Origin of the sequence: Actinoplanes lobatus (genome assembly GCF_014205215.1) — a bacterium.
GTDB classification, from domain to species: domain Bacteria; phylum Actinomycetota; class Actinomycetes; order Mycobacteriales; family Micromonosporaceae; genus Actinoplanes; species Actinoplanes lobatus.
Window position 1 is genome coordinate 3,900,786 of sequence record NZ_JACHNC010000001.1, and the last position, 22,908, is coordinate 3,923,693.

Consider the following 22,908-nt stretch of genomic DNA (forward strand, 5'->3'; position numbering starts at 1 on the left):
ACGACCGGGGGATGGGCGCTCGGCCGGTGGCCCGAATAGGGTTCTCCTCCGTAGCCTGTCAGGGGCGAGACCATCGCCGTGAATGATCGGGTAGGCGCAGAGAGGACGAGCCGTGGACGGGACCGAGACCGGCTGGGGCCGGCCTGCGGAACCAGCCCCGCGCTGGCGGGCGCTGCTCGACCGGGCTCGGCATGGTGGCCGCAGCGAGGAGTCGGAGGAGACTCCGCAGCAGCCGGAGACACCCCAGCAGCAGCAGTGGAACCAGCAGCAGCAGCCGAGCCGTGGCTCGGCCGCGGTCGAACGCCGGCCGTTCAACCCGCTGGACCCGCGCCAGGCCGCGTTCGACGGCCGGCAGCAGGGGCAGCCGCAGCCCGGCGGTTTCGAGCGCCGTGCCCCGGAACCACCGGCCGAGCGCGCCGTTCCGCAGCGGCCGGTCAACCCGCTCGACCCGCGCTGGCAGCGTGGCCGCGAGCCGGAGCAGCAGCACAGCTTCTTCGAGCCGGCGCCGCGCACCCCGCAGCAGCAGCCGGCCCAGCCGGCCCAGCCGCCGGCTCAGCCGCCCGCGCGGGAGTACGGCGCGCCCACCGGCTACCCCCAGCAGAACAACGGCTACCCGCCGTCCGGTAACGGCTACCAGCCGCCGCCGGCGAACGGCTACGCCCCGCCCGCCGGTGCGTACGGGGCGCAGGCCGCCGCGTACCCCCAGGCCCCGGTCGCGCCGCCGCCCGTACCCCCGCAGATGTCCCCGCCGCAGGCGGCGCCGGTCCGGCAGCCCGCTGCTCCGCCCGCGCCGGTCCGGCAACCCGCTGCTCCGCCCGCGCCGGTCCGGCAGCCTGCCGCCCAGCCCGCGCCGGTCTCGCCGGCGCCCGCCGCGGCCCGGATCGAGTGGCGGCAGAGCCGCACCGAGGACGGCATGGACCGTGCCGTCTCGATCATGCGGCGCAAGCTGGGCAAACCCCGGGTGCTGGCGTTCGCCAACCCGAAGGGCGGGGTGCACAAGACCACCGCGACCGTGCTCGCCGCGGCCACCATCGGCAGCGTCCGCGGCCGTGGCGTGCTCGCCTGGGACGACAACGAGCTGCGCGGCACCCTCGGCCTGCGGGCCGGCAGCGCCCGGCACGCCCGGACCATAAAGCACCTGCTCGCCGACCTCATGCGGATCGAGAGCCTGCACGGCGACGCGCTGCTCCAGGAGCTCGACGCCTACCTGCGGCACGCCTCGGACGGCTCCTACGACGTGCTGGCCGGCGAGGAGAACCCGCGGTTCGCCCAGCGGCTGGACCAGGGCACCGTGCGGCGGGTGATGGACCTGCTGCGCCGCACCCACGACGTGATCTGCGTCGACACCGGCAACAACGTGGAGAGCGTCAACTGGCAGACCGTGATGCGCACGGCCGACCAGCTGGTGATCACCACGGTGCCCCGGGAGGACGCCGCATTCACCGCCGACTGGATGCTCGACGTGCTCGAGGAGAGCGGGATGGGCGACATGGTGTCCAACGCCGTGACGCTCATCTCCTGCCCGTCGGCGGGTCACCTGCCGCTGCTGGAGGACTTCAAGAAGCACTTCGCGACGCGGACCCGTGCGGTCGCCGTGGTGCCCTACGACCCGGCCCTGGAGGTCGGTTCCTCGATCGAGTATGGCGACCTGCAACAGGAGACCAGGCAGGCCTGGCTCCGCGCGGCGTCGACGATGCTGGAGCCCTTCGCGGAGTAGGTTTCTGTCGTACGGCGGGGCTAGGCTTCACGGCACTGTTCGGGGAAGAGGGGGTTCCGGGTGTCTGACTCGTTCGTGCACCTTCACGTGCACACAGAGTATTCAATGCTCGACGGGGCGGCCCGGATCAAGGAACTCCTCGCGGAGGCGAAGCGGCTCGGCATGCCGGCCGCGGCGATCACCGACCACGGCAACATGCACGGGGCGTATGACTTCTACAAGCAGGCCAAAGACGCCGGCGTGACGCCGGTCATCGGTGTCGAGGCCTATGTCGCGCCGGAGTCCCGGCTCGACAAGAAGCGCATCAAGTGGGGCCGTCCGGAGCAGAAGTCGGACGACGTCTCCGGTAACGGTGCGTATACGCACATGACCATGTGGGCGCGCAACGCGGTCGGTCTGAAGAACCTGTTCCGGCTCAACTCGCGGGGCTCCATCGAGGGCCAGCTCGGCAAGTACCCGCGGATGGACTTCGACATCATCGCGGAGCACTCCGAGGGCATCATGGGGACCACCGGCTGCCCGTCCGGCATCGTGCAGACCCGGCTGCGGCTCGGCCATTTCGACGAGGCGCTCAAGTCCGCCGCGCGCTACCAGGAGGCGCTCGGCAAGGACTACTACTTCCTCGAGATCATGGACCACGGGCTGTCGATCGAGAAGCGGGTCCGCGACGGCCTGCTGGAGATCGGCAAGAAGCTCAACATCCCGCCGCTGGTCACCAACGACTCGCACTACACCCACGAGGCGCAGGCCGCCGCGCACGACGTGCTGCTCTGCGTGCAGACCGGCAGCAACGTCGCCGACCCCAACCGGTTCCGGTTCGACGGCTCCGGCTACTTCGTGAAGTCGCCCGACCAGATGCGCGCCGTCGACTCGTCCGAGGCCTGGCAGGAGGGCTGCCGCAACACCCTGCTGGTGGCCGAGAAGGTGGACATCGACGGGATGTTCACCTTCAAGAACCTGATGCCCCGGTTCCCCATCCCGGACGGGTTCACCGAGCCGGAGTACTTCCGCCACGTCGCCTTCGAGGGCCTCCGGGGGCGGTTCCCCGGCGGCATCCCCGAGTCGCACATCAAGCAGGCGGAGTACGAGCTCGGCGTCATCCTCGAGATGGGCTTCCCGGCGTACTTCCTCGTCGTCGCCGACTTCATCCAGTGGGCCAAGAACAACGGCATCGCGGTCGGCCCGGGCCGTGGCTCGGCGGCGGGCTCCCTGATCGCGTACGCGATGGGCATCACCGACCTCGACCCGATCCAGCACGGCCTGATCTTCGAGCGGTTCCTCAACCCCGAGCGCATCTCGATGCCCGATGTCGACATCGACTTCGACGAGCGCCGGCGCGGCGAGGTCATCCGGTATGTGACGGAGAAGTGGGGCGAGGACAAGGTCGCGCAGATCGCCACCTTCGGCACGATCAAGGCGAAGGCCGCGATCAAGGACTCGGCCCGGGTCCTGGGCTACCCGTTCGCGGTCGGCGACAAGATCACCAAGGCGATGCCGCCGGACGTCATGGGCAAGGGCATCACCCTCGGCGGCATCTTCAACAAGGACGACAAGCGGTACAACGAGGCCGGCGAGGTCCGCGGGCTCTACGAGACCGACCCGGACGTCAAGAAGGTCATCGACACCGCGCAGGGCATCGAGGGCCTGATCCGGCAGACCGGTGTGCACGCCGCCGGCGTCATCATGAGCGCCGAGCCGATCATCGACCACATCCCGCTGTCCCGCCGGGACGCCGACGGGGCGATCATCACGCAGTTCGACTACCCGACCTGCGAGACGCTCGGCCTGCTGAAGATGGACTTCCTCGGCCTGCGGAACCTGACGATCATCGACGACGCCAACAAGAACATCGAGCTCAACCACGGCCAGAAACTCGATCTGCTGGGTCTGGAGCTGGACGACCCGAAGGCGTACGAACTGCTCTCCCGCGGTGACACGCTGGGCGTGTTCCAGCTCGACGGCGGGCCGATGCGGTCGCTGCTGCGGCTGATGAAGCCGGACAACTTCGAGGACATCTCCGCCGTCCTGGCCCTCTACCGGCCCGGCCCGATGGGTGTCGACTCGCACACCAACTACGCGCTCCGCAAGAACAAGCTCCAGGAGATCACCCCGATCCACCCGGAGCTGGAGGAGCCGCTGCGGGAGATCCTGGAGCCCACCTACGGCCTGATCGTCTACCAGGAGCAGGTGCAGCGCGCCGCGCAGATCCTGGCCGGCTACAGCCTCGGCCAGGCCGACCTGCTCCGCCGGGCCATGGGTAAGAAGAAGAAGGAGATCCTCGACAAGGAGTTCGGTCCCTTCCGGGACGGGTGCCGCGAGCACGGCTACTCCGACGAGGCGATCCAGGCCGTGTGGGACGTCCTGGTCCCGTTCGCGGGCTACGCGTTCAACAAGGCGCACTCCGCGGCGTACGGGCTGGTCTCCTACTGGACCGCCTATCTCAAGGCGCACTACCCGGCCGAGTACATGGCCGGTCTGCTGACCAGCGTCGGCGACGACAAGGACAAGATGGCCATGTATCTGGCGGAGTGCCGCCGCATGGGCATCCAGGTGCTGCCACCGGACGTCAACCAGTCCGCCGGGCCGTTCACCCCGGTCGGCACCGACATCCGGTTCGGCCTCGGCGCGGTCCGCAACGTCGGCGCCAACGTGGTCGAGGCGATCGCCCGCTGCCGCAAGGAGAAGGGCGAGTACGGCGACTTCTACGACTTCCTGTCCAAGGTCGACGCGGTGGCCTGCAACAAGCGGACCATCGAGTCCCTGATCAAGGCCGGCGCCTTCGACTCGATGGGGCACAGCCGCAAGAGCCTGCTCGCGGTGCACGCCGAGGCCATCGACGCCTACGCCGACGTCAAGCGCAACGAGGCGGCCGGGCAGTTCGACCTGTTCGGCGCGTTCGGCGACGACGCCGGAGCCGGCGGTTCGGCCGCGGTCACCATGCCCCCGATCGGCGACAGCGAGTGGGACAAGCGGGACAAGCTGGCCTTCGAGCGGGAGATGCTGGGGCTGTACGTCTCCGACCACCCACTCGCCGGGCTGGAGGTCCTGCTCCAGAGTTCGGCGGACACCAGCATCGCGGCGCTCAACGAGGAGGGCTCGGTCCCGGACGGCCAGGTCGTCACGCTCGCCGGCATCCTCACCGGCGTCCAGCGGCGGATCACCAAGCAGGGCCGGTCGTGGGCGTCGGCCACGCTGGAGGACCTGGCCGGTGGCGTCGAGGCGCTGTTCTTCCCGAACACGTACGAGCTGGTCGGCCAGTACATCGCCGAGGACGCCATCGTGGTGGTCAAGGGCCGGATCGAACGCCGTGACGGCGCCGCCCGGATCATGGCGATGGACATGTCGATCCCCGACATCACCCACAACCCGGACACCAAGCCGGTCACCCTGACGATGCCGATCACCCGGTGTACCCCACCGCTGGTCGACGAGCTCAAGGAGATCCTGGTGAGCCACCCGGGCGACACCGAGGTGCACGTCCATCTCCAGAACGGCAGCCGGACCACGATCATGCGGCTGGGCGGGGTGCGGGTCGCGGCGACGCCGGCCCTGCGCGCCGACCTCAAGATGATCCTCGGTCCGTCGGCCGTCGCCTGACCGTGCCGGCTGATCTGGAAGGATCGCAGGGTGTACCCGAGTGAACAGCCGGCCGGACCCTCCACGCCGGAGGACGGCCCGCGGCCCGTCGCGGCCGTCGCCGGCCTGAACCAGGCCTGGCATCAGATGTGGCGGCTGAACGAGGGCAGCCGGCGCCCGTGGCGGCGTTCGCTGGCCGTCACGGCCGGCACCGCCGGGACGATCGCGCTGCTCGGGGTGCCCCTCGGGCTGCTCTGGGCGTGGCTCACCCCCACCGTCCCGGTGGTCCTCACCGGCGCCGGAAAGGCGCAGGCCTACGACATGTCCGAGCGGTACGTCGCGGCCGACGGCTGGATGACCCTGCTCGGGCTGGGCTTCGGGTTGCTCGTCACGCTCCTGGCCTGGCTGATCCTGCGCCGGGACCGGGGGCCGTACCTCCTCGGTGGGGTGGTCGTCGGCACCCTGGTGGCCGGGCACTGGGTGGCGCCCTCGGTGGGCGAGCTGCTCGGGCGCGGCGCGTACGACGAGTGGAAGGCGACCGCGCAGATCGGCGCGACCTATCTCGCGCCGCCGGAGGTGCAGTCGCTCGGGCCGACCCTGATCCCGGCCTTCGTGGCGGCGATCCTGCTCACCCTGCTGGCCGGCTGGTCCAACGACCCCGACCTGGACCATCCGGGCGCGCAGCCCGGGTGGGGGCCGAACCACGCCTACGAGCCACCCTATGTGGACCACCACGATGCCGGGGTGGGCGAGTACGACCTGGTGGCGGACGCCGAATCGGCGGCGGCCAACGGCACGGCCCCGGGCGAACGGATCACGGACGGCGGCGAGCACCCCCACCGCGAGCCGCACCCTCCCGCCTGAGCCACCCGCTCACGCCCGGCGGGCGCGGCACGGTCGGGACCCGGCAGGTGTTCGCGGGTCTGGTACGGCGGGTTCGCGTAGCCCGTACCGAATCAGTTGGGGCTTGCCGGCCGGGCCAGGTCGGAGAGTGGGACCGGGACGGCCCGGACCCTCGCCAGCAGGCCGGCCTCGCGGTTGAGGATGCGCAGCTCGGCGCGGAGGCGGCTCGCGGTGTCCGGCATCGCCAGGAGCATCTGGCGCTCCTCGACGGTGAGCTGGGCGGTGGCGGCGACCAGGTGGGAGAGGACGGTCGCGTCGTCGGGCACCTGCTCGAGGGTCTCGCTGTTGGGGCGCAGCAACTCCAGGTAGGCGCGGAACGCGGTGAGCACCCGGGGCGCCAGCAGCGTGGCGGTGCCGCTCGGCTCCTCCTCGTCGGGAAGCCAGCGGACGTGGGCGGTCAGGTAGGGCTCGGCGCCCTGCTCGACGCTGAGGACGGTGAACCGGCGTCGGCCGACCGTCATGATGTCGAAGCGGCCGTCCGGCAGCTCGGTGACGTGGCGCAGCTCGGCGGTGCAGCCGACCTCGTAGACGTCGGTGGCGGTGACCGGCCCCTGGGGGGAGTCGCCGTCCTCGGCGACCTCGCTGCCGTGCCGGAGGGTGACCACGCCGAACTCGTGCGGTGTCTCCTCCGAGGCGGCCACCAGCTCGCGCACGAGGGTGCGGTATCGCTCCTCGAAGATGTGCAGGGGCAGCACCAGACCGGGGAAGAGCACCGTGCTCAGCGGGAAGACCGGCAGCCGATCGCTCACGCGTTCAGCCTAGTCCCCACCCGACCATGGTCAACCCGGCGCGGCGTGCGGGTGTCTCAACGCCTGGGCCTGGGGAGTCGCGCATGTGAACCCGGTTGGGCGGCAACCTAGACTGGGTGGCGTGCTGAATCGGATCGACCTGCGCGGCTCCCGCCGGGACCCGCGCGGTCTGCTGCCCCGTGCCCAGCTCGACGTCTCCGTTGCCGTCGAGAGGATTCGCCCGCTTGTCGAGGCGGTCCATGAGCATGGGTTCAGCGCGATCCGGGAGGCGACCGAGCGGTTCGACGGCGTCACCCTGGAGCGCCTGCGGGTGCCGGCCGAGGCGATCGCCGCGGCCGCCGAGACGCTCGACCCCGAGGTGCGGGCCGCACTCGTCGAGGCGATCCGGCGGACCCGGAAGGTGCACGCCGACCAGCGCCGCGCCGACGTCACCACGCAGGTGGTCGACGGTGGCACGGTGACCGAGCGCTGGCTGCCGGTGCGCCGGGTGGGCCTCTACGTGCCGGGCGGTCTGGCCGTCTACCCGTCGACCGTGGTGATGAACGTGGTGCCCGCCCAGGAGGCCGGCGTCGAGGGCCTGGTGGTGACGTCGCCGCCGCAGGCCTCCAACAACGGCCTGCCCGACTCGCGGGTGCTGGCCGCGTGCGCGCTGCTCGGCGTCACCGAGGTCTACGCCGTCGGTGGCGCGCAGGCGATCGCGATGCTGGGCTACGGCTGCGACGGTGTGGATGAGAGCGATCGCTGTGAGCCGGTCGACGTCATCACCGGGCCGGGCAACATCTGGGTGACCGCGGCCAAGCGGCTGCTCCAGGGCACTGTCGGCATCGACGCGGAGGCCGGCCCCACCGAGATCGCCGTCCTGGCCGACGACACCGCCGACCCGCGGCACGTCGCGGCCGACCTGATCAGCCAGGCCGAGCACGACCCGCTGGCCGCTTCGGTCCTCGTCACCCCGTCGCTGGAGCTGGCCGACGCGGTCGAGATCGAGCTGGAGAAGCAGGTGGCGGCCACCAGGCACGAGGAGCGGGTGCGCACCTCGCTGACCGGCGAGCAGTCCGGTGTGGTGCTGGTCGACGACCTGGAGCAGGGCCTGCGCGTGGTCGATGAGTACGCGGCCGAGCACCTGGAGATCCAGACGAGGGACGCGCGCGAGTGGGCCATGCGGGTCCGCAACGCCGGCGCGATCTTCGTGGGCGCGTACGCACCGGTGTCGCTGGGCGACTACGCGGCCGGGTCCAACCACGTGCTGCCGACCGCCGGGTGCGCCCGGCACTCGTCGGGGCTGTCGGTGCAGTCGTTCCTGCGGGGGATTCACGTCGTGGAGTACACCGAGGAGGCTCTCCGTGATGTGGCCGGGCACGTGGTGGCCCTGGCCAACGCCGAGGACCTGCCCGCCCACGGTGACGCGGTCAAGGTGAGGTTCGCCCAGTGACTACCATCGACGATCTGCCGATCCGGGACGATCTGCGGGGCAAGTCGCCGTACGGCGCACCCCAGCTGAACGTTCCGGTGCAGCTGAACACGAACGAGAACTCGTACCCGGTGCCGGACGACGTGGTCGAGGCGATCGGCAAGGCCGTGCAGGCCGAGCTGCGTGACCTCAACCGCTACCCGGACCGGGACGCGATCGCCCTGCGCAACGAGCTGGCCGGCTATCTGGGTCACGGCCTGACCTCGGCGAACGTGTGGGCCGCCAACGGGTCGAACGAGGTGCAGCAGCAGCTGTTGCAGGCGTTCGGCGGCCCGGGGCGCAGCGCGCTCGGGTTCGGGCCGTCGTACTCGATGCACCCGCTGCTGGCGCAGGGCACCGGCACCCGCTGGATCGGGGCGCTGCGTGACCCCGACTTCGGCCTGCGCCCGGAGGCCGCGGTCGCCGAGATCGAGAAGCACGACCCGGACCTGGTGTTCGTCTGCTCGCCGAACAACCCGACCGGCACCGCGCTCGACCCGGCCGTGATCGACGCGGTGCTGGGCGCCGCACGCGGCATGGTGATCGTCGACGAGGCGTACACCGAGTTCGCCCGCCCCGGCACGGCGAGCGCGCTGACCCTGCTGCCGCACCACCCGCGCCTGGTGGTGAGCCGGACCATGAGCAAGGCGTTCGGCTTCGCCGGCGGGCGGCTGGGCTATCTGGCCGCCGACCCGGCCGTGGTCGACGCCGTGCAGCTGGTGCGCCTGCCCTACCACCTGTCGGCGATCAGCCAGGCGGCCGCGCGGGCGGCCGTCGTGCACCGGGCGTCGCTGCTGGCCACCGTGGAGGCCATCAAGGAGCAGCGCGACCGGATCGTCCAGGTTCTCCGGGAGCGCGGCGTGCGGGTCGCCGACAGCGATGCGAACTTCGTGTTGTTCGCCGTTTCGGAAGACCAGAAAGCCGACTGGCAGGCCTTCCTGGACCGGGGTGTGCTGATCCGCGACGTCGGGTTGGCCGGCTGGCTGCGGGTCACCGCCGGGACCGAGGACGAGACCACCGCATTCCTGAACGCCGCCGAGGAGATCCTTCTGTGAGCCGGACCGCCCGTATCGATCGCGTTACCCACGAGACCAAGGTGCTGGTCGAGATCGACCTCGACGGCACCGGCAAGGGCGACCTGCACACCGGGGTCGGCTTCTACGACCACATGCTCAACCAGCTCGCCAAGCACGGCGGGTTCGACCTCACGGTGCGCTGCGAGGGCGACCTGGAGATCGACTCGCACCACACCATGGAGGACACCGCCATCGCCCTCGGCGAGGCGTTCGCCAAGGCGCTCGGCGACAAGCGGGGCATCCGGCGGTACGGGTCGGCCACCATCCCGATGGACGAGGTGCTGGTCCGGGCCGCCGTGGACCTGTCCGGCCGGCCCTACGTGGTGCACGACGAGCCGCTGCTCACGCCGTACATCGGGCCGGTCTACGCGACAAGCATGACCCGGCACATCTTCGAGGCGTTCGGCCACGCCGCCAAGGTGACCCTGCACGTGGACGTGCTCCGCGCCTGCCGTCCGGGCGGTCACCCGGACGCGCACCACGTGGTGGAGGCCCAGTTCAAGGCGTTCTCCCGGGCGCTGCGGGAGGCCGTCGAGATCGACCCGCGTAACGCCGGTTCGCTGCCCTCCACCAAGGGGGTGCTGTGATCTCGCTGGTGCTGTTCGCGCTCGCCGGGATCCTGATCGGCGGCGTGATCCAGCTGGTCAAGTCGGGGGCGACCCGGTTCAGCATCGGGATCACCGCGGTGCTGGCGGTGCTCGCGGTCGCCGGCGGGTTCGCCTGGTGGCCCTCGGGGGAGGCGTGATGGCGAAGAGTGTGGTCGTCCTCGACTACGGCTCGGGGAACCTGCGGTCGGCGGAGCGGGCGGTCGCCCGTACCGGGGTGGACGTGACGGTCACCAGCGATCTGGCGGCGGCCGCCGAGGCGGACGGTCTCGTGGTGCCCGGCGTGGGGGCGTACGCGGCCTGCATGGCCGGGATCGAGGCGCTGAACGCCGGACCGGTGATCGCCGAGCGGGTGGCGGCCGGAAAGCCGGTGCTGGGCATCTGCGTCGGCATGCAGATCCTCTTCGAGTCCGGGGTGGAGCACGGCGTCGAGACCAAGGGGCTGGGCCTGCTGCCCGGTTCGGTCACGAAGCTGTCCGCGCGGCGGATCCCGCACATGGGCTGGAACACGGTCGACGTCGCCGAGGGCTCGCGGCTGCTGGACGACCTTCCGCCGGGGGCACGGTTCTACTTCGTCCATTCGTACGCGGCTCAGGATCTTGATCTTCTGGGTCACGCCCGGGTGACCACCGCGTCGCACGACCTGCCGTTCGCGGCCGTGGTGGAGGCGGGCGCGCTCAGCGCCGCCCAGTTCCACCCGGAGAAGTCGGCCGACTCCGGCTACCTGCTGCTGAGCAACTGGGTCGCGACGCTTTGAGCAAGGAACGCGCCCGGCGCCGGGCCGAGCGGCTCGCCGTCCAGGAACGGGAGAAGGCGGTCCGCGCCCGGCGCGTGGCCCGCCGGGGCCGGCGCCGCGCCTTCCTGCGCTCCCTGAAACCACGGTTCGGCCGGGACGGGCGGCTCTACCACCGCAGCCGCCGGCAGCGGATCGGCATCGTGGTCGTCACGCTGCTGGCCGTCGCCGCCGTCTGGACGCTCATCCCGGACCTGCCACTTCGCATCATCCTCACCGCCATGCTCGTTCTCGCCGTGCCGGCCCTCGTCGTCGTGGTGTTCGGCCGCCGGGCTTAGCTTCGATCAGGAGAAACATGACCCTCCAACTGCTGCCCGCCGTCGATGTCGCCGACGGCCAGGCCGTCCGCCTGGTGCAGGGCGCCGCCGGCTCGGAGACCGCCTACGGTGACCCGCTGGAGGCCGCGCTGGCCTGGCAGAACGACGGCGCCGAGTGGATCCACCTGGTCGACCTGGACGCGGCGTTCGGCCGTGGCTCCAACGCCGACCTGCTCGCCGACGTGGTGCGGCGGCTCGACGTGAAGGTGGAGCTGTCCGGCGGCATCCGCGACGACGAGTCGCTGACCCGGGCGCTGGCCACCGGCGCCCAGCGGGTCAACATCGGCACCGCCGCGCTGGAGGACCCGGAGTGGTGCGACCGGATCTGCGGCGAGTACGGCGACCGCGTGGCGATCGGCCTGGACGTGCGCGGGCGGACCCTGTCGGCGCGCGGCTGGACCCGTGACGGCGGCGACCTGTACGAGGTGCTGGCCCGGCTGGACAAGGCGGGCGCGTCCCGGTACGTCGTCACCGACATCACCAAGGACGGCACCATGCGCGGCCCGAACCTGGACCTGCTGCGCGAGGTGTGCGCCGCCACCGACAAGCCGGTCATCGCCAGTGGTGGCGTCTCCACCCTGGACGACCTGCGGGCCCTGGCCACCCTGGAGCCGGTCGGGGTGGAGGGGGTCATCGCGGGCAAGGCGCTCTATGCGGGCGCGTTCACCGTACGAGAAGCTCTTGCCGTTCTCGGTTGATCTTCCAAGCCTCACGTAGTGCCTGTTCGGCGGCCCGGATGGCGGGCCGGGCCGCTGAGGAGTCCCGCCAGGCGAGGACCACCCGGCGAGTAGGTGTCGGATTTATTCGGACAATTCGGACGCCATCCGGCAGAAAAGAGCGTGCCAGCCGCGGGATGAGGCCCACCCCCAACCCGGCGGCGATCAGCGTCAACTGCGTCTCGAACTCCCCGACCTGGAAGTCCGGAACCACTCCGGGCAGGCTTCGGATCAGGTACTCATAGCAGACGTCACCCGCGCGCACCCCGATCCACCGCTCGTCGCGGGCGTCCTCCAGGGTCGCGGTGCCCTGCAGAAAATGATCATGTGGCACGACCAGGTCGGCGTGATCCTCCCCGAGCGTGATCTTCGAGACCCCGTCCGGGTAGCGCAGCGCCACCTCCGGCCAGTCGTCCAGCACCGCGAGATCGACATGGCCGCGGCGTAACAGGTCGAGACCCTCGTGCGGATTCACCTCGATCAGCCCGGTGGTCAACTGCGGATGTTCGGTGGCCAGACGGCGCAGGGCGTGCGGCATCAGCGCCCGGCAGGCGGTCGCGAAGGCCGTCATGGTGAGCCGCCCGGTGACCGTGTCCCGGTGTGCGGCGAGCGCTGTCTCCGCCTCGTCCAGGCTGGTCAGCACCCGCTCGGCGTGATCGGCGAGGACCCGCCCGGCCTCGGTGAGCCGCAGCCGCCGCCCGTCCTTCTCGACCAGCGTGGCACCGGTCTCCCGCTCCAGCTTGGCGAGCTGCTGGGAGACCGCCGACGGGGTGCAGTGCAGCGCCTGGCCGGCGGCGAGAACCGTGCCGTAGCTGGCCACCGCGTGCAGTGCCCGGAGTCTCCCCACGTCAATCATGTAGCGATGCTACATCGACGGTGTAGCTTATTTTGCTGGTGCTTAACGTTCCGGCCGGGCGAGGCTGGGCCCCATGAGACCGCGTGACCTCGCCCTCGCCGTCGCCGTGGCGGCCGTCTGGGGATTCAACTTCGTCGCCATCGACGCCGGGCTGGAGCACTTCCCGCCGCTGCTCTTCTCCGCCCTGCGGTTCGGCCTGGCCGCCTTCCCGGCGCTGCTGCTGGTCGGCCGCCCGCAGGTGCCGTGGCGCTGGCTCGTCACGGTCGCCCTGGTCCTCGGCGTGGTCAAGTTCAGCCTGCTCTTCATCGGGATGCACGCCGGGATGCCGGCCGGCCTCAGCTCGCTGGTCCTGCAGAGCCAGGCGATCTTCACGATGCTCTTCGCCACGCTGTTCCTGCGTGAGCGCCCGCGCCCGGTGCAACTGGCCGGGCTGGCGGTGGCGATCGCCGGAGTCGCCGTGGTGGCCACCCGGATGACCGCGAACCTGCCCGCCTTCCTCCTGGTCATCGGCGCGGCCGCGGCCTGGGGGGTGTCCAACGTCGCCACCCGCAAAGCGTCGCCGCCGGACACGCTGCGCTTCATGGTCTGGGTGAGCGCCCTGGCCACCGGCCCGCTGATCATCCTCACCCTGCTGGTCGACGGCCCGGCCGCCGACCTGGCCGCGCTGCGTGCCGTCGACACCGAGGCGGTGCTGGCCGTGCTCTACATCGCACTGATCTCCACCCTCGGCGGGTTCGCCGGCTGGGGCTACCTGATGCGGCGGTACGGCGCCTCGACCGTGGCCCCGTTCTCGATGCTCGTCCCGTTCTTCGGCATCGCCTCGGCCACCCTGTTCCTCGGCGAGCGGATCCACGGCGCCGACGTCGCCGGCGGCGCGCTGGTGGTCAGCGGCGTGCTTTTGGGACTGGTCAGGTCCCGCCCGGCCCGGAAACCGGAGCTGGCTAGGGTGGGAGCATGACGGTCGCGGTGCGTGTGATCCCCTGCCTGGACGTGGACGCCGGCCGGGTGGTGAAGGGTGTCAACTTCGTCGACCTGCGCGACGCCGGCGACCCGGTCGAGCTGGCCGCCGCCTACGACGCGGCCGGCGCCGACGAGCTGACCTTCCTCGACGTGACCGCCTCCTCCGACGACCGGGGCACCATGCTCGACGTGGTCCGGCGCACCGCCGAGACGGTCTTCATCCCGCTCACCGTGGGCGGCGGCGTCCGCACCCCGGAGAATGTGGACGTGCTGCTGCGCGCCGGCGCCGACAAGGTCGGGGTGAACACGGCGGCCATCGCCCGTCCCGCGCTCATCTCCGAGATCGCCGAGCGGTTCGGCAACCAGGTGCTGGTGCTGTCGCTGGACGTGCGGCGTTCCGGCGAGCAGCCGAGCGGCTGGGAGGTCACCACGCACGGCGGCCGCCGCAGCGCCGGGCTCGACGCGATCGAGTGGGCCGCGCGGGTGGCCGAGCTGGGCGCCGGGGAGATCCTGCTCAACTCGATGGACGCCGACGGCACCAAGGCCGGTTTCGATCTCGGCCTGATCCGGGCGGTGCGGGCGGTCGTCGACATCCCGGTGATCGCCAGCGGCGGTGCGGGCGCGGTCGAGCACTTCCCGCCGGCCGTCGAGGCGGGGGCGGACGCGGTGCTCGCGGCCAGCGTCTTCCACTTCGGCGAGCTCACCATCGGCGAGGTCAAGGACAGCCTGCGGGCGGCCGGAAACCCGGTCCGCTAGCCGTTAGCGGCCGTCGGCCAGCCGGAGACTGTATTCCCGTACGGCGGCGTTGTAGGCCCGCTCGTCCAGCGTCCACTCGCTCCAGCCGGGCCGGGCCGCCCGGTTGAGCTGCGCCTGCAACGTCATCACGGCCGATGACAGGCCGCTGAACGGCCGGGTCCGCCAGAGCTGCTCACCGGCCGGGGCGATCTCGAACACGTCGTCGTCCACGATGATCAGCCCGGCACCGGCCAGGCGGCGGATCGACTCCTCGAGTTCCTCGCGGGTGGGCACGCTGTGGTGCAGGAAATCCGCCGAGGCGAGCAGATCGGCCAGCGTCGCCCCGGTCACCGGCAGCGCCGCGTGCAGTGCCCGGTCACGCTCCAGGCGCTCGGCGATGACCGCGGAGACGAAGATCCAAGCGTCGTTCCAGTTCCAGTCACCGGCCCCCATGCCGCAATGATGCCGTGCCGTCGGCGTACCCGGAAGCGAATGTGTCCGGAAGATCACTGCCGGCCGGTTGCGGGACGGTCAGCAACGGCAGGAACAGGTGCACCAGCGGACCGATCGCCAGCGCGTACGCGATAGTGCCCACCCCGACTGTCCCACCCAGCAGGAATCCGGCGCCCAGCACGGTCAGTTCGATGCCGGTACGGATCACCCGCAGCGACACCCGCGGGAGCCGCCCGGCCAGCCCGGTCATCAGCCCGTCGCGCGGCCCCGGCCCCATCCGGCTGCCGATGTAGAGGCCGGTCGCGAACCCGTTCACCAGGATCCCGCCGACCAGATAGCCGACCCGGCCCGGCATCGTGGCGGCGGACGGCAGCAGCGCGAGGGCCGCGTCCGCCGCGAAGCCGACCACGATGAGATTGGCCACCGTGCCGAACCCGGGACGCTGCCGCAACGGGATCCACAGCAGCAGCACCGGGATGCCGGTCAGCAGCACCACCCAGCCGAAGCTGATCCCGGTGACCTCGGAGACGCCCTGGTGGAAGACGTCCCACGGGTTGAGGCCGAGACCCGACTCGATCATGAGGGCCATGCTGGCGCCGTAGAGGACGAGACCGGCGAACAGTTGGGGGACACGGCGCAGCAGGCTCATGACAGCCACTCTTCATGCCAATCGGCCGGTGCTAAAGTGCCAATTCATCGGAGGTGGCTATGACGACGTCGGTACGTGGAGACCAATTGGCCCGCCTGCTCGGCCGGTGGCACGCATTGCCGGGCCGTCGCCGCAGCCCTGACTACGCCGCCCTGGCCGCCGCCGTCCGCGGGCTGCTGTCCGACGGCCGGCTCGCGCTGGGCGTCCGGCTGCCGGCCGAACGGGAGCTCGCCGAGGCGCTCGCGGTCAGCCGGACCACCGTGTCCGCGGCGTACCGGAACCTCCGCGAGACCGGCCACCTCACCAGCCGGCGCGGCGCCGGAAGCTGGACCACCCTGCCGCACGGGCACCGGGTGGCCACCTCCGGCCTGTGGACGCCCGACGACGACCTCGACATGATCGACCTCGGGGTGGCGGCCTCCGCGGCGCCGGTCGAGCTGGTGCCGGCCGCCCGTGCCGCCGCCGACGACCTGCCCCGCTACCTCGGCAGCGCCGGCTACCACCCGACCGGGCTGCCCGAGCTGCGGGCCGCCGTCGCCGAGGCCTACTCGGTCCGCGGCGTGCCCACCTCGGCCGAGCAGATCCTCGTCACCAGCGGCACCCAGCAGGCCCTCGACCTGGTGCTGCGCCTGTCCGTGCCGGTCGGGGCGCCGGTCCTCGTGGAGACGCCCACCTATCCGAACGCGCTGGCCGCCCTCGCCGCCCGCCGCGCCCGGATCAGCACCCACGGCCTCGACGCCGAAGCCGGGTGGGACGGCGAGATGCTGCTCGGCGCGCTGCGCCAGACCCGGCCGCGGATGACCTACGTGATCCCCGAGTTCCACAACCCCACCGGCCACCTGATGCCGGCCTCGCTGCGCGAACGCCTCGTCGCCACGGCACACGCGACCGGCACCGAACTCGTCGTCGACGAGTCGTTCGTGGACCTTCCGCTCGACGGGGCGCAGATGCCGCCGCCGGTCGCCGTCTTCGACCGGCACTCCAGGGTCACCTCGATCGGCGGCATGAGCAAGGCATATTGGGGTGGCCTGCGGATCGGCTGGGTGCGAGCGTCCGCGCCGGTCGTGCAACGGCTGGCCGCCATCCGGGTCGGCGTCGACATGGCCAGTCCCGTTCTCGAACAGCTCGTCGCGGTCCACCTGCTCCGCCTCTCCGCGGAGATCGTCACGGCCCGCCGGGCCCAGCTGCGGTTCCGCCGCGACGCCCTGGTCGCCGAACTCCGCGTCCGCCTCCCCGAATGGCGTTTCGTCACCCCGGCCGGCGGCGTCACCCTCTGGGCCGAACTCGACGGCCCCATCTCCAGCGCCCTCTCCCGCGCCGCCGAGGACGTCGGCGTGCGCCTGGCGCCCGGCCCCCGCTTCGGCCTCGACGGCACCCTCGAACGCTTCCTGCGCCTGCCCTTCACCCTCCCGGCCGACGACCTGGTCGAGGCCGTCCGCCGCATCGCCTCGGTCCGCCACGACCTCGACCACGCCACCGCGCCGTCCTGGCGCACCCCCGCCGTCATCGCCTGACCCCGCTCTCCGGCACCCGTCACGCTCGGGCGGGCGTTTCGCTCTCCGGCGGTTCCTTGCGCTTGGTTGGGCGGCTCGTTCTCCGCGGCCCCTTGCGCCTTTTTCACACCCGTTTTCGGTACGGCGTGCGCCGCCCCGCCGAATCCTGGCCGTCCCGCCGGCGCCACGCGAGCATCTGCCGTCCCCCGGCCTGTGCCGCGCCCGCCGGGCTTAGCCCGGTGGTCCCGCCCCACGCGATCACCTGCAACGCAGACCCATGGCGCGCCCGCCGGCTGATCGGTGGTCCGGCCGGTTCTGAGTGCTGTCCCGGGCCCTCCGAAACAGTTCTGGGAGCCGGCCGGTCAGATCAGCCAGGCGCCGTCGCGCATCAGGGTGCGGCCGCGGATCTCGTTGACCTCGCGCCAGGCCTGGACGCGGTCCGGGCGCAGGATCAGGAAGACGTACGACGGGCCGGCCGTGCGCGGATCCCAATCGTTCTGGCCGGCGTAGGCCTCGCCGATCCCGGGCGCCTCGGAGACCGGAAGCCAGCGGTCCAGCACCGTGTCGATCATGATGACGTCGCGGGTGGGGCCGAGCCCGACGCGCGCCCTGCCGGTGGCGATCAGGCTGCGGGCGGTCGGCGACTCCCGGTCCGTGGCCAGGATGATCCGGTTCTCGTGCCAGGCGAGGGTGAGCGGCACGAGGTACGGCCCGTCGGTCGCCACCCAGGCATCGACCACCGGGGCCGCGAGACGTGCGAGGGTGTCGGCCTTGCGCTGGGCTCGTGTTCTCACGACATCGCTCATGGCCGCCAGCCTAGGACGCACTAACAATCTTGCCGACTGTCTCAACCGAGTGAACAGCCCTCACGAAACGCCGGAAGATCACCATGGCGCCTCACCCACCCACCCACAGAACGCCCACCCGACACCTACGGCGGTGCACTCGCCATACCCGCAAAACGCCGCCGGTGTCGAGGCAAGCGATTTGCCGACGCAGCGGGGTGTGCTGCGGCGGGAAATCGCCTGCCTCGACACCGGTTACAAGGCGTTTTGCCGCGGAGCGAAGCGGAGCAATCAGGCCTAGCTCAGATCTGGGCGAGGGATCCCGCGTACATCTTGTCGATCTCGTCGGAGAAGTTGGCCTCGACGCTGCGGCGCTTGATCTTCATGGACGGGGTGACCTCGCCCGCCTCGATGCTCAGGTCGCGCGGGAGGAGGGCGAACTTCTTGATCGTCTCCCAGCGGTTCAGCTTGCCGTTGAGCTCCTGGATGTAGCCCTCGACCAGGGCGATCGTCTCCGGCGCGGCGACGATCTCGGCGTAGGTCTTGCCGGCCAGCGGGCCGGACGCCGCCCACGCGGTGATGGCTTCCTCGTCGAGGGCGATCAGCATGGTGACGAAGTTGCGGTTCTGGCCGATGACGACCGCCTGCGAGGTGTACGGGCAGACCGCCTTGAACGAGCCCTCGATCGCGGACGGGGCGATGAACTTGCCGCCCGACGTCTTGACCAGGTCCTTCTTCCGGTCAGTGATCTTGAGGTAGCCGTCGGCGTCGATCTCGCCGATGTCGCCGGTGCGCAGGAAGCCGTCCTCGGTGAACGCTTCGGCGGTGGCCTCCGGCAGGTTGTGGTAGCCGCGCATCACCGGGGCGCCGCGCATCAGCACCTCGCCGTCGGTGTCGATGCGGACCTCGAGGTCACCGAGCGGCTGGCCGACCGAACCGATCTTGAGCTTGCCGCGGCGGTTCACGAAGTTGGCGGCGCAGGCCTCGGTCATGCCGTAGCCCTCGAGGATCTGGAGGTTGGCCGCCGCGAAGAACTCGGAGATGTCGCGGCTGAGCGCGGCCGAACCGCTGACCAGGACCTTGATGTTGCCGCCGAGCTTGGCCTGGAGCTTGGAGAAGACCAGCTTCTCGGCGATCGAGTACTGGAACGCGAGGCTCGCCGGGACCGGCTTGCCGGCCTGCTGGAGGGCCACCCGCTTCTTGCCGGTGGCGACCGCCCAGCTGAAGATCTTCGGCTTCAGGCCGCTGCCGGAGAGGCCGCTCGTGACGGTCTTGTTGTAGACCTTCTCGTAGATGCGCGGCGGGGCGCACATCAGGGTCGGCTTGATCACCGCGAGCAGGTCGATCAGCCGGTCCACGCGGCCGTCGACGTAGGTCGGGACGCCGACGTGCAGGATGCCGCAGAGCAGCGTCTTGCCGAACGCGTGCGACATCGGCAGCCACAGGTAGTGCAGGTCGGTCGGGGCGAACAGGCCGAGGTTCTCCTGCGCGACGCCCTCCCACGTCCAGCCGCGGTGCAGCAGCTCGACGCCCTTGGGGCGGCCGGTGGTGCCGGAGGTGTAGATCAGCGTGGCCAGGGTGTCCGGGCCGAGCTGGGCGACCACGTCGTCGATGAGGCTGGGCTCGCGGGTCAGCGCCTCGGCGCCGAGCTGCTCCAGGTCGGCGAGGGTGATCTGCGGCGGGGTGGCGCCGGCGTCGGCCGGGCCGTCGATCAGCACCACCTTGGTGATGGCGGTCTCCGTGCCGGAGATCTTCAGGGCCTGCTTCGCGTTCTCCGCGATCAGGACCTTCGACCCCGAGTCGGAGACGATGAACGCGGTGTCCTCCGGCTCGGTGGTCGGGTAGACCGTGGTGGCGGCCGCGCCGGCCACGTTGATGCCCAGGTCGGCGAGGATCCACTCGAGCCGGGTGTTGGACAGGATCGCGACCCGGTCCTCCAGGCCGACGCCGAGCTCACGCAGGCCGGCGCCGATCGCCTTGACCCGCTCGCCCACCTGCCGCCAGGTCAACCAGTCGGCGCCGGTGTCCGTCGCGTTCGGGCCGGCCAGGGCCTGCGCGTCGGGGGTCTTGGCCACGCGCTGGAAGAGCATGTCCGGGATCGACCGGTAGGGAACCTCGAGAGCCATCGGGCGCCGCCTTCAACCTGAACGGGGGGTAGGTAACGTGAGTGTTACCGCACAGTAATGGGCGCACGGCATCACGGGAAGAGTCTGTATCAATCGCCCCCATCCTAGTCAGCGGACGGGCCGGGTCCAGAGACCCGCACATCTCGCATTAGGTTTGCCGCCATGACATTCCTGGTGATCGGCGGCACCGGCATCGACACCGTGGTGCCCGTGGCGGACCTGCCCGTGCTCGGCGCGGACTCGGCCCGGCCGCAGGGACCCATCCTCGATCACGTCTCACACACCGGGACATGCGTGGCGCTCGCGCTGCGCGCGCTCGGTGAGCGGGTCTCGGTGATCGACACGGTCGGTGACGACGAGCCGGGCGGCCGGGTCCGGGCTGCCTTCGCGGAATGGGGCATCGGTCTGCGTGCCGCGCCCGCCCCGGCCGGCACCCGCCGGGCGGTGAACCTGATGAGCCCGGACGGCCGGCGGCTGTCGCTCTACGACGGGCGCGACGTTCCCGGATACCGCCTGCCGGTGGAGTACTACCGGCCGCTGCCGGCGGACGTCCGGCACGTCCACGTGACGATCATGGACTATGCCCGGCACCTGCTGCCCGACCTGCGTGCGGCCGGTGTGTCGATCTCCACCGACCTGCACGACTGGGACGGCGAGAACCCGCACCACCTGGAGTTCGCGCTCGGCGCCGACATCGTCTTCGTGAGCGGGGTGCAACTCGCCTCCGGCGCCGCCGAGCGGATCCTGAAAGAGGGCGTGGCCACCAGGGTCGTGGTCACCAACGGCGGCAAGGGCGCAGACCTGTACACCCGGGACGGCGTGACGCACCGGGACGCGGTCGACCCGGGCGCGCCGATCGTGGACACCAACGGCGCCGGTGACGCGTTCGCGGCGGCGTTCCTCTCCGCCTGGCTGTCCGGCGCCGGCGACGACGCCTGCATGGACCGGGCGGTCATCGCCGGGGCGTACGCGTGCACCGCCCCGGTCGGCCCCGGCTCGTTCATCGACCGGGAGACCCTGACGACTCGCTGATCGGGGAGGGCCTGGCCCTCCTGCGCCCGCTGACCGCCTGATAGAGCAGCGCGCCGCCGGCGATCACCAGGCTGAGCAGGGCCGGCCACCCGTTGAGCCAGAGCAGGCCCACCACCGCCACGAACGCGATCCCGGCCACCACCCGGGACCCGGCGGCCGGCAGCAGGCGCAGCGCCGCCGCCGTGCCGATCACGTAGACCAGCGTGAAGCAGCCGGTCACCAGCAGGGCGGCGGTGTGCAGATCGAGCGGCAGCAGGACGGCCACGATGCTGCCCAGCAGGATGACGGTCAGCGACCGGCGCTGGGTGCCGAACACCCGGGCCGGCAGGGCGCCCTCGGCCGCCAGCGCCGCGCCGAGACGGCTCGCCCCGGCGAAGTACGCGTTGACCGCCCCGAGGGTGAGCACCACCGCCACGATCGCGGTGACGATCCGGACCGGGCCGCCCAGGCCGATCGCGAGCAGGTCGGCCAGCGGCGCCCGGCTGCCGGCCAGCGCCGGGCCCAGGGCCAGCACACTGACCGTGGCGACGGCCAGGTAGAGGACACCGACCACGGCGACCGCGATCAGGGTGGCCCGGGGGACGTCGCGGCGCGGGTTCCGGTACTCCCCGGAGAGCGAGGACAGCGCCTCCCAGCCGGCGAAACCCCAGACGAGCAGGGCCGCTGCGGCGCCGATCCCGGTCCAGCCGTGCGGGGTGAACGGGGTCAGGTTGTCCATCCGGGCATGCGGCAGGGCGGCCACCACCGTCACCACCAGCAGGGTGGCCAGGGAGATCGACAGGGTCAGCTGGATCCGGCCGGAGACGCGCAGGCCGAACCAGTTCATCGTGTACGCCGTACCGACGATCGCCAGGAAGGTGGCCAGTTCGGTGAGCCGGCCACCGCCGAGGACGTCGGCGACGTACCCGCCGGTGAAACCGACCGCGACCGGCGCGCCCAGCGGGACCGCGAAGTAGAAGCACCAGCCGACCGCCGCCGCCACCCGCGGGCCGAACGCCATCTGCGCGTAGGTGGACACCCCGCCGCCGTCCGGATAGCGGGCGCCGAGCGCGGCGAAGGTCCAGGCCAGCGGCGCGGACAGGACGATCAGGGCGAGCCAGGCGACCAGTGAGGCCGGGCCGGCGGCCTCGGCGGCGAGGGCGGGCAGCGAGATGAGCCCGGTGCCCAGGACGGCGCCGACGGACAGCGCGGCGCCCTGGGCGACCGACAGGTTGGTGCGTTCGGACATGGGTTCGAATCTAGGGCCGGACCGGCCTGTCGATCGAGCCAATTCCCGATCGTTCTCAGATGCCCAGGCGAGCCGTGCGGAGGCGCTCCACCACCTCGGGCGGACCGTCGACGGCGACCCGGGCGGCCCGCTGCCGGCCGAAGAAGAACACCGCCAACTCGCCGACGTCGCCGGCGACCCGGACCTGCGGGTCGTCGCTGTCGCGGACCGCCGGGAACCCGGCCGGCTCGATCGCGGCGGTGACACCGAGGCGGCGCAGCCCGGTCCTGGCGATCAGCCGGACGTTGCGCCAGAGGGCGGCCTCCAGCTCCCGGTCCAGGGTGCGGGGCTCCCACGTACCGTCGCCGCGCCGGACGTCCTCGTGGTGGATGAACATCTCCATGGTGTTGGCCAGCGGATCGACGAGCGGGTTGCTCACCGGGCTCCACACCGGCGGGGTGCGCAGCTGGGCGATCAACTCCGGGTACGGCAGAGCGGCGCGGGCCAGGCGCACCCGCTCCCCGTACCCGGCCAGCGGGCGGATCAGCAGCCCGGCCGCGGAGTCCGGCCGGCGCTCCCGGACCACGATGTGCGCGGCCAGGTCCCGGGTGGTCCAGCCGGTGCAGAGCGTCGGCGCGTCCGGTCCCTCGCTCGACAGCAGGTCGGCCAGCGCTTCCCGCTCGGCGCGGGCGTAGTTGGTCATGGTCCGA

At 71.5% G+C, this 22,908-nt stretch carries 22 protein-coding genes; 14 read left to right on the forward strand and 8 right to left on the reverse strand.

Annotated features, from left to right (window positions below; genetic code table 11):
* Positions 1 to 112 precede the first annotated feature (112 nt).
* The 3 genes from BJ964_RS18330 to BJ964_RS18340 are packed head-to-tail and all read left to right on the forward strand — an operon-like array spanning position 113 to position 6,157.
* Positions 113 to 1,717, forward strand: a complete 1,605-nt coding sequence (locus tag BJ964_RS18330; RefSeq protein ID WP_188121795.1) for a MinD/ParA family ATP-binding protein — start codon at positions 113 to 115, stop codon at positions 1,715 to 1,717.
* A 60-nt stretch (positions 1,718 to 1,777) separates the two neighbouring features.
* Positions 1,778 to 5,314: a DNA polymerase III subunit alpha gene (gene dnaE, locus BJ964_RS18335; protein ID WP_188121796.1), complete on the forward strand. Its 3,537-nt coding sequence runs from the start codon at positions 1,778 to 1,780 to the stop codon at positions 5,312 to 5,314.
* A 30-nt stretch (positions 5,315 to 5,344) separates the two neighbouring features.
* Entirely contained in the window at positions 5,345 to 6,157 is an 813-nt protein-coding gene (locus BJ964_RS18340) for a DUF2567 domain-containing protein (protein ID WP_229807057.1), read from the forward strand.
* A gap of 92 nt (positions 6,158 to 6,249) precedes the next feature.
* On the opposite strand, the gene BJ964_RS18345 is transcribed toward BJ964_RS18340, so the two are convergent.
* Positions 6,250 to 6,945, reverse strand: a complete 696-nt coding sequence (locus BJ964_RS18345; RefSeq protein WP_188121797.1) for an LON peptidase substrate-binding domain-containing protein — start codon at positions 6,943 to 6,945, stop codon at positions 6,250 to 6,252.
* A gap of 121 nt (positions 6,946 to 7,066) precedes the next feature.
* Here BJ964_RS18345 and hisD point away from each other — a divergent pair, with 121 nt between their 5' ends.
* Genes hisD through priA form a run of 7 tightly spaced genes read left to right on the forward strand, consistent with a single transcriptional unit; the run spans position 7,067 to position 11,884 of the window.
* The gene (gene hisD / locus BJ964_RS18350) at positions 7,067 to 8,377 is read left to right on the forward strand and encodes a histidinol dehydrogenase (protein ID WP_188121798.1); all 1,311 of its coding nucleotides are present in this window, start codon (positions 7,067 to 7,069) and stop codon (positions 8,375 to 8,377) included.
* Positions 8,374 to 9,450, forward strand: coding sequence for a histidinol-phosphate transaminase (locus BJ964_RS18355; protein WP_188121799.1), 1,077 nt, complete (start codon positions 8,374 to 8,376; stop codon positions 9,448 to 9,450). The genes hisD and BJ964_RS18355 overlap by 4 nt, the downstream gene beginning before the upstream one ends.
* Positions 9,447 to 10,058, forward strand: coding sequence for an imidazoleglycerol-phosphate dehydratase HisB (gene hisB / locus BJ964_RS18360; protein WP_188121800.1), 612 nt, complete (start codon positions 9,447 to 9,449; stop codon positions 10,056 to 10,058). The genes BJ964_RS18355 and hisB overlap by 4 nt, the downstream gene beginning before the upstream one ends.
* On the forward strand, positions 10,055 to 10,216 hold the full coding sequence (locus BJ964_RS18365; protein ID WP_183217447.1) for a hypothetical protein: 162 nt from the start codon (positions 10,055 to 10,057) through the stop codon (positions 10,214 to 10,216). The genes hisB and BJ964_RS18365 overlap by 4 nt, the downstream gene beginning before the upstream one ends.
* Complete coding sequence (gene hisH / locus BJ964_RS18370) at positions 10,216 to 10,833, forward strand: imidazole glycerol phosphate synthase subunit HisH (RefSeq protein ID WP_188121801.1); 618 nt, start codon at positions 10,216 to 10,218, stop codon at positions 10,831 to 10,833. Before BJ964_RS18365 ends, hisH begins: the two co-directional genes overlap by 1 nt.
* Positions 10,830 to 11,147 carry a hypothetical protein gene (locus BJ964_RS18375; RefSeq protein ID WP_188121802.1) on the forward strand — a complete coding sequence of 106 codons (318 nt, stop codon included), beginning with the start codon at positions 10,830 to 10,832 and terminating at the stop codon, positions 11,145 to 11,147. The genes hisH and BJ964_RS18375 overlap by 4 nt, the downstream gene beginning before the upstream one ends.
* A gap of 17 nt (positions 11,148 to 11,164) precedes the next feature.
* A complete protein-coding gene (priA, locus tag BJ964_RS18380; protein ID WP_188121803.1) occupies positions 11,165 to 11,884 on the forward strand; it encodes a bifunctional 1-(5-phosphoribosyl)-5-((5-phosphoribosylamino)methylideneamino)imidazole-4-carboxamide isomerase/phosphoribosylanthranilate isomerase PriA in 720 nt (239 codons plus the stop codon).
* On the opposite strand, the gene BJ964_RS18385 is transcribed toward priA, so the two are convergent.
* The gene (locus tag BJ964_RS18385; RefSeq protein WP_188121804.1) at positions 11,850 to 12,758 is read right to left on the reverse strand and encodes a LysR family transcriptional regulator; all 909 of its coding nucleotides are present in this window, start codon (positions 12,756 to 12,758) and stop codon (positions 11,850 to 11,852) included. The genes priA and BJ964_RS18385 overlap by 35 nt on opposite strands.
* A gap of 73 nt (positions 12,759 to 12,831) precedes the next feature.
* On the opposite strand from BJ964_RS18385, the gene BJ964_RS18390 reads away from it, so the two are divergent.
* Both BJ964_RS18390 and hisF read left to right on the forward strand, forming a co-directional pair.
* Positions 12,832 to 13,716, forward strand: coding sequence for an EamA family transporter (locus BJ964_RS18390; RefSeq protein ID WP_188121805.1), 885 nt, complete (start codon positions 12,832 to 12,834; stop codon positions 13,714 to 13,716).
* Positions 13,713 to 14,474 carry an imidazole glycerol phosphate synthase subunit HisF gene (hisF, locus tag BJ964_RS18395; protein WP_188121806.1) on the forward strand — a complete coding sequence of 254 codons (762 nt, stop codon included), beginning with the start codon at positions 13,713 to 13,715 and terminating at the stop codon, positions 14,472 to 14,474. Before BJ964_RS18390 ends, hisF begins: the two co-directional genes overlap by 4 nt.
* 3 nt (positions 14,475 to 14,477) lie before the next feature.
* Here hisF and BJ964_RS18400 read toward each other — a convergent pair whose 3' ends face one another.
* Together BJ964_RS18400 and yczE are read right to left on the reverse strand one after the other, a co-directional pair.
* Positions 14,478 to 14,906, reverse strand: a complete 429-nt coding sequence (locus BJ964_RS18400; RefSeq protein WP_188121807.1) for a hypothetical protein — start codon at positions 14,904 to 14,906, stop codon at positions 14,478 to 14,480.
* Entirely contained in the window at positions 14,893 to 15,555 is a 663-nt protein-coding gene (yczE, locus tag BJ964_RS18405) for a membrane protein YczE (protein WP_229807058.1), read from the reverse strand. Before yczE ends, BJ964_RS18400 begins: the two co-directional genes overlap by 14 nt.
* Before the next feature lie 59 nt (positions 15,556 to 15,614).
* Here yczE and yczR point away from each other — a divergent pair, with 59 nt between their 5' ends.
* Positions 15,615 to 17,069: a MocR-like transcription factor YczR gene (gene yczR / locus BJ964_RS18410; RefSeq protein WP_188121808.1), complete on the forward strand. Its 1,455-nt coding sequence runs from the start codon at positions 15,615 to 15,617 to the stop codon at positions 17,067 to 17,069.
* Positions 17,070 to 17,410: 341 nt separating this feature from the next.
* Here yczR and BJ964_RS18415 read toward each other — a convergent pair whose 3' ends face one another.
* Positions 17,411 to 17,854 (reverse strand): pyridoxamine 5'-phosphate oxidase family protein, encoded by a 444-nt coding sequence (locus BJ964_RS18415; RefSeq protein WP_188121809.1) that lies wholly within the window; start codon positions 17,852 to 17,854, stop codon positions 17,411 to 17,413.
* Between the two features lie 281 nt (positions 17,855 to 18,135).
* The gene (locus BJ964_RS18420) at positions 18,136 to 19,959 is read right to left on the reverse strand and encodes an AMP-dependent synthetase/ligase (RefSeq protein ID WP_188121810.1); all 1,824 of its coding nucleotides are present in this window, start codon (positions 19,957 to 19,959) and stop codon (positions 18,136 to 18,138) included.
* Positions 19,960 to 20,121: 162 nt separating this feature from the next.
* Here BJ964_RS18420 and BJ964_RS18425 point away from each other — a divergent pair, with 162 nt between their 5' ends.
* Positions 20,122 to 20,991 (forward strand): carbohydrate kinase family protein, encoded by an 870-nt coding sequence (locus BJ964_RS18425; RefSeq protein WP_188121811.1) that lies wholly within the window; start codon positions 20,122 to 20,124, stop codon positions 20,989 to 20,991.
* On the opposite strand, the gene BJ964_RS18430 is transcribed toward BJ964_RS18425, so the two are convergent.
* Entirely contained in the window at positions 20,960 to 22,219 is a 1,260-nt protein-coding gene (locus BJ964_RS18430; RefSeq protein WP_188121812.1) for an APC family permease, read from the reverse strand. The genes BJ964_RS18425 and BJ964_RS18430 overlap by 32 nt on opposite strands.
* A gap of 55 nt (positions 22,220 to 22,274) precedes the next feature.
* On the reverse strand, positions 22,275 to 22,901 hold the full coding sequence (locus BJ964_RS18435) for a TIGR03085 family metal-binding protein (RefSeq protein WP_188121813.1): 627 nt from the start codon (positions 22,899 to 22,901) through the stop codon (positions 22,275 to 22,277).
* Positions 22,902 to 22,908: the final 7 nt, after the last annotated feature.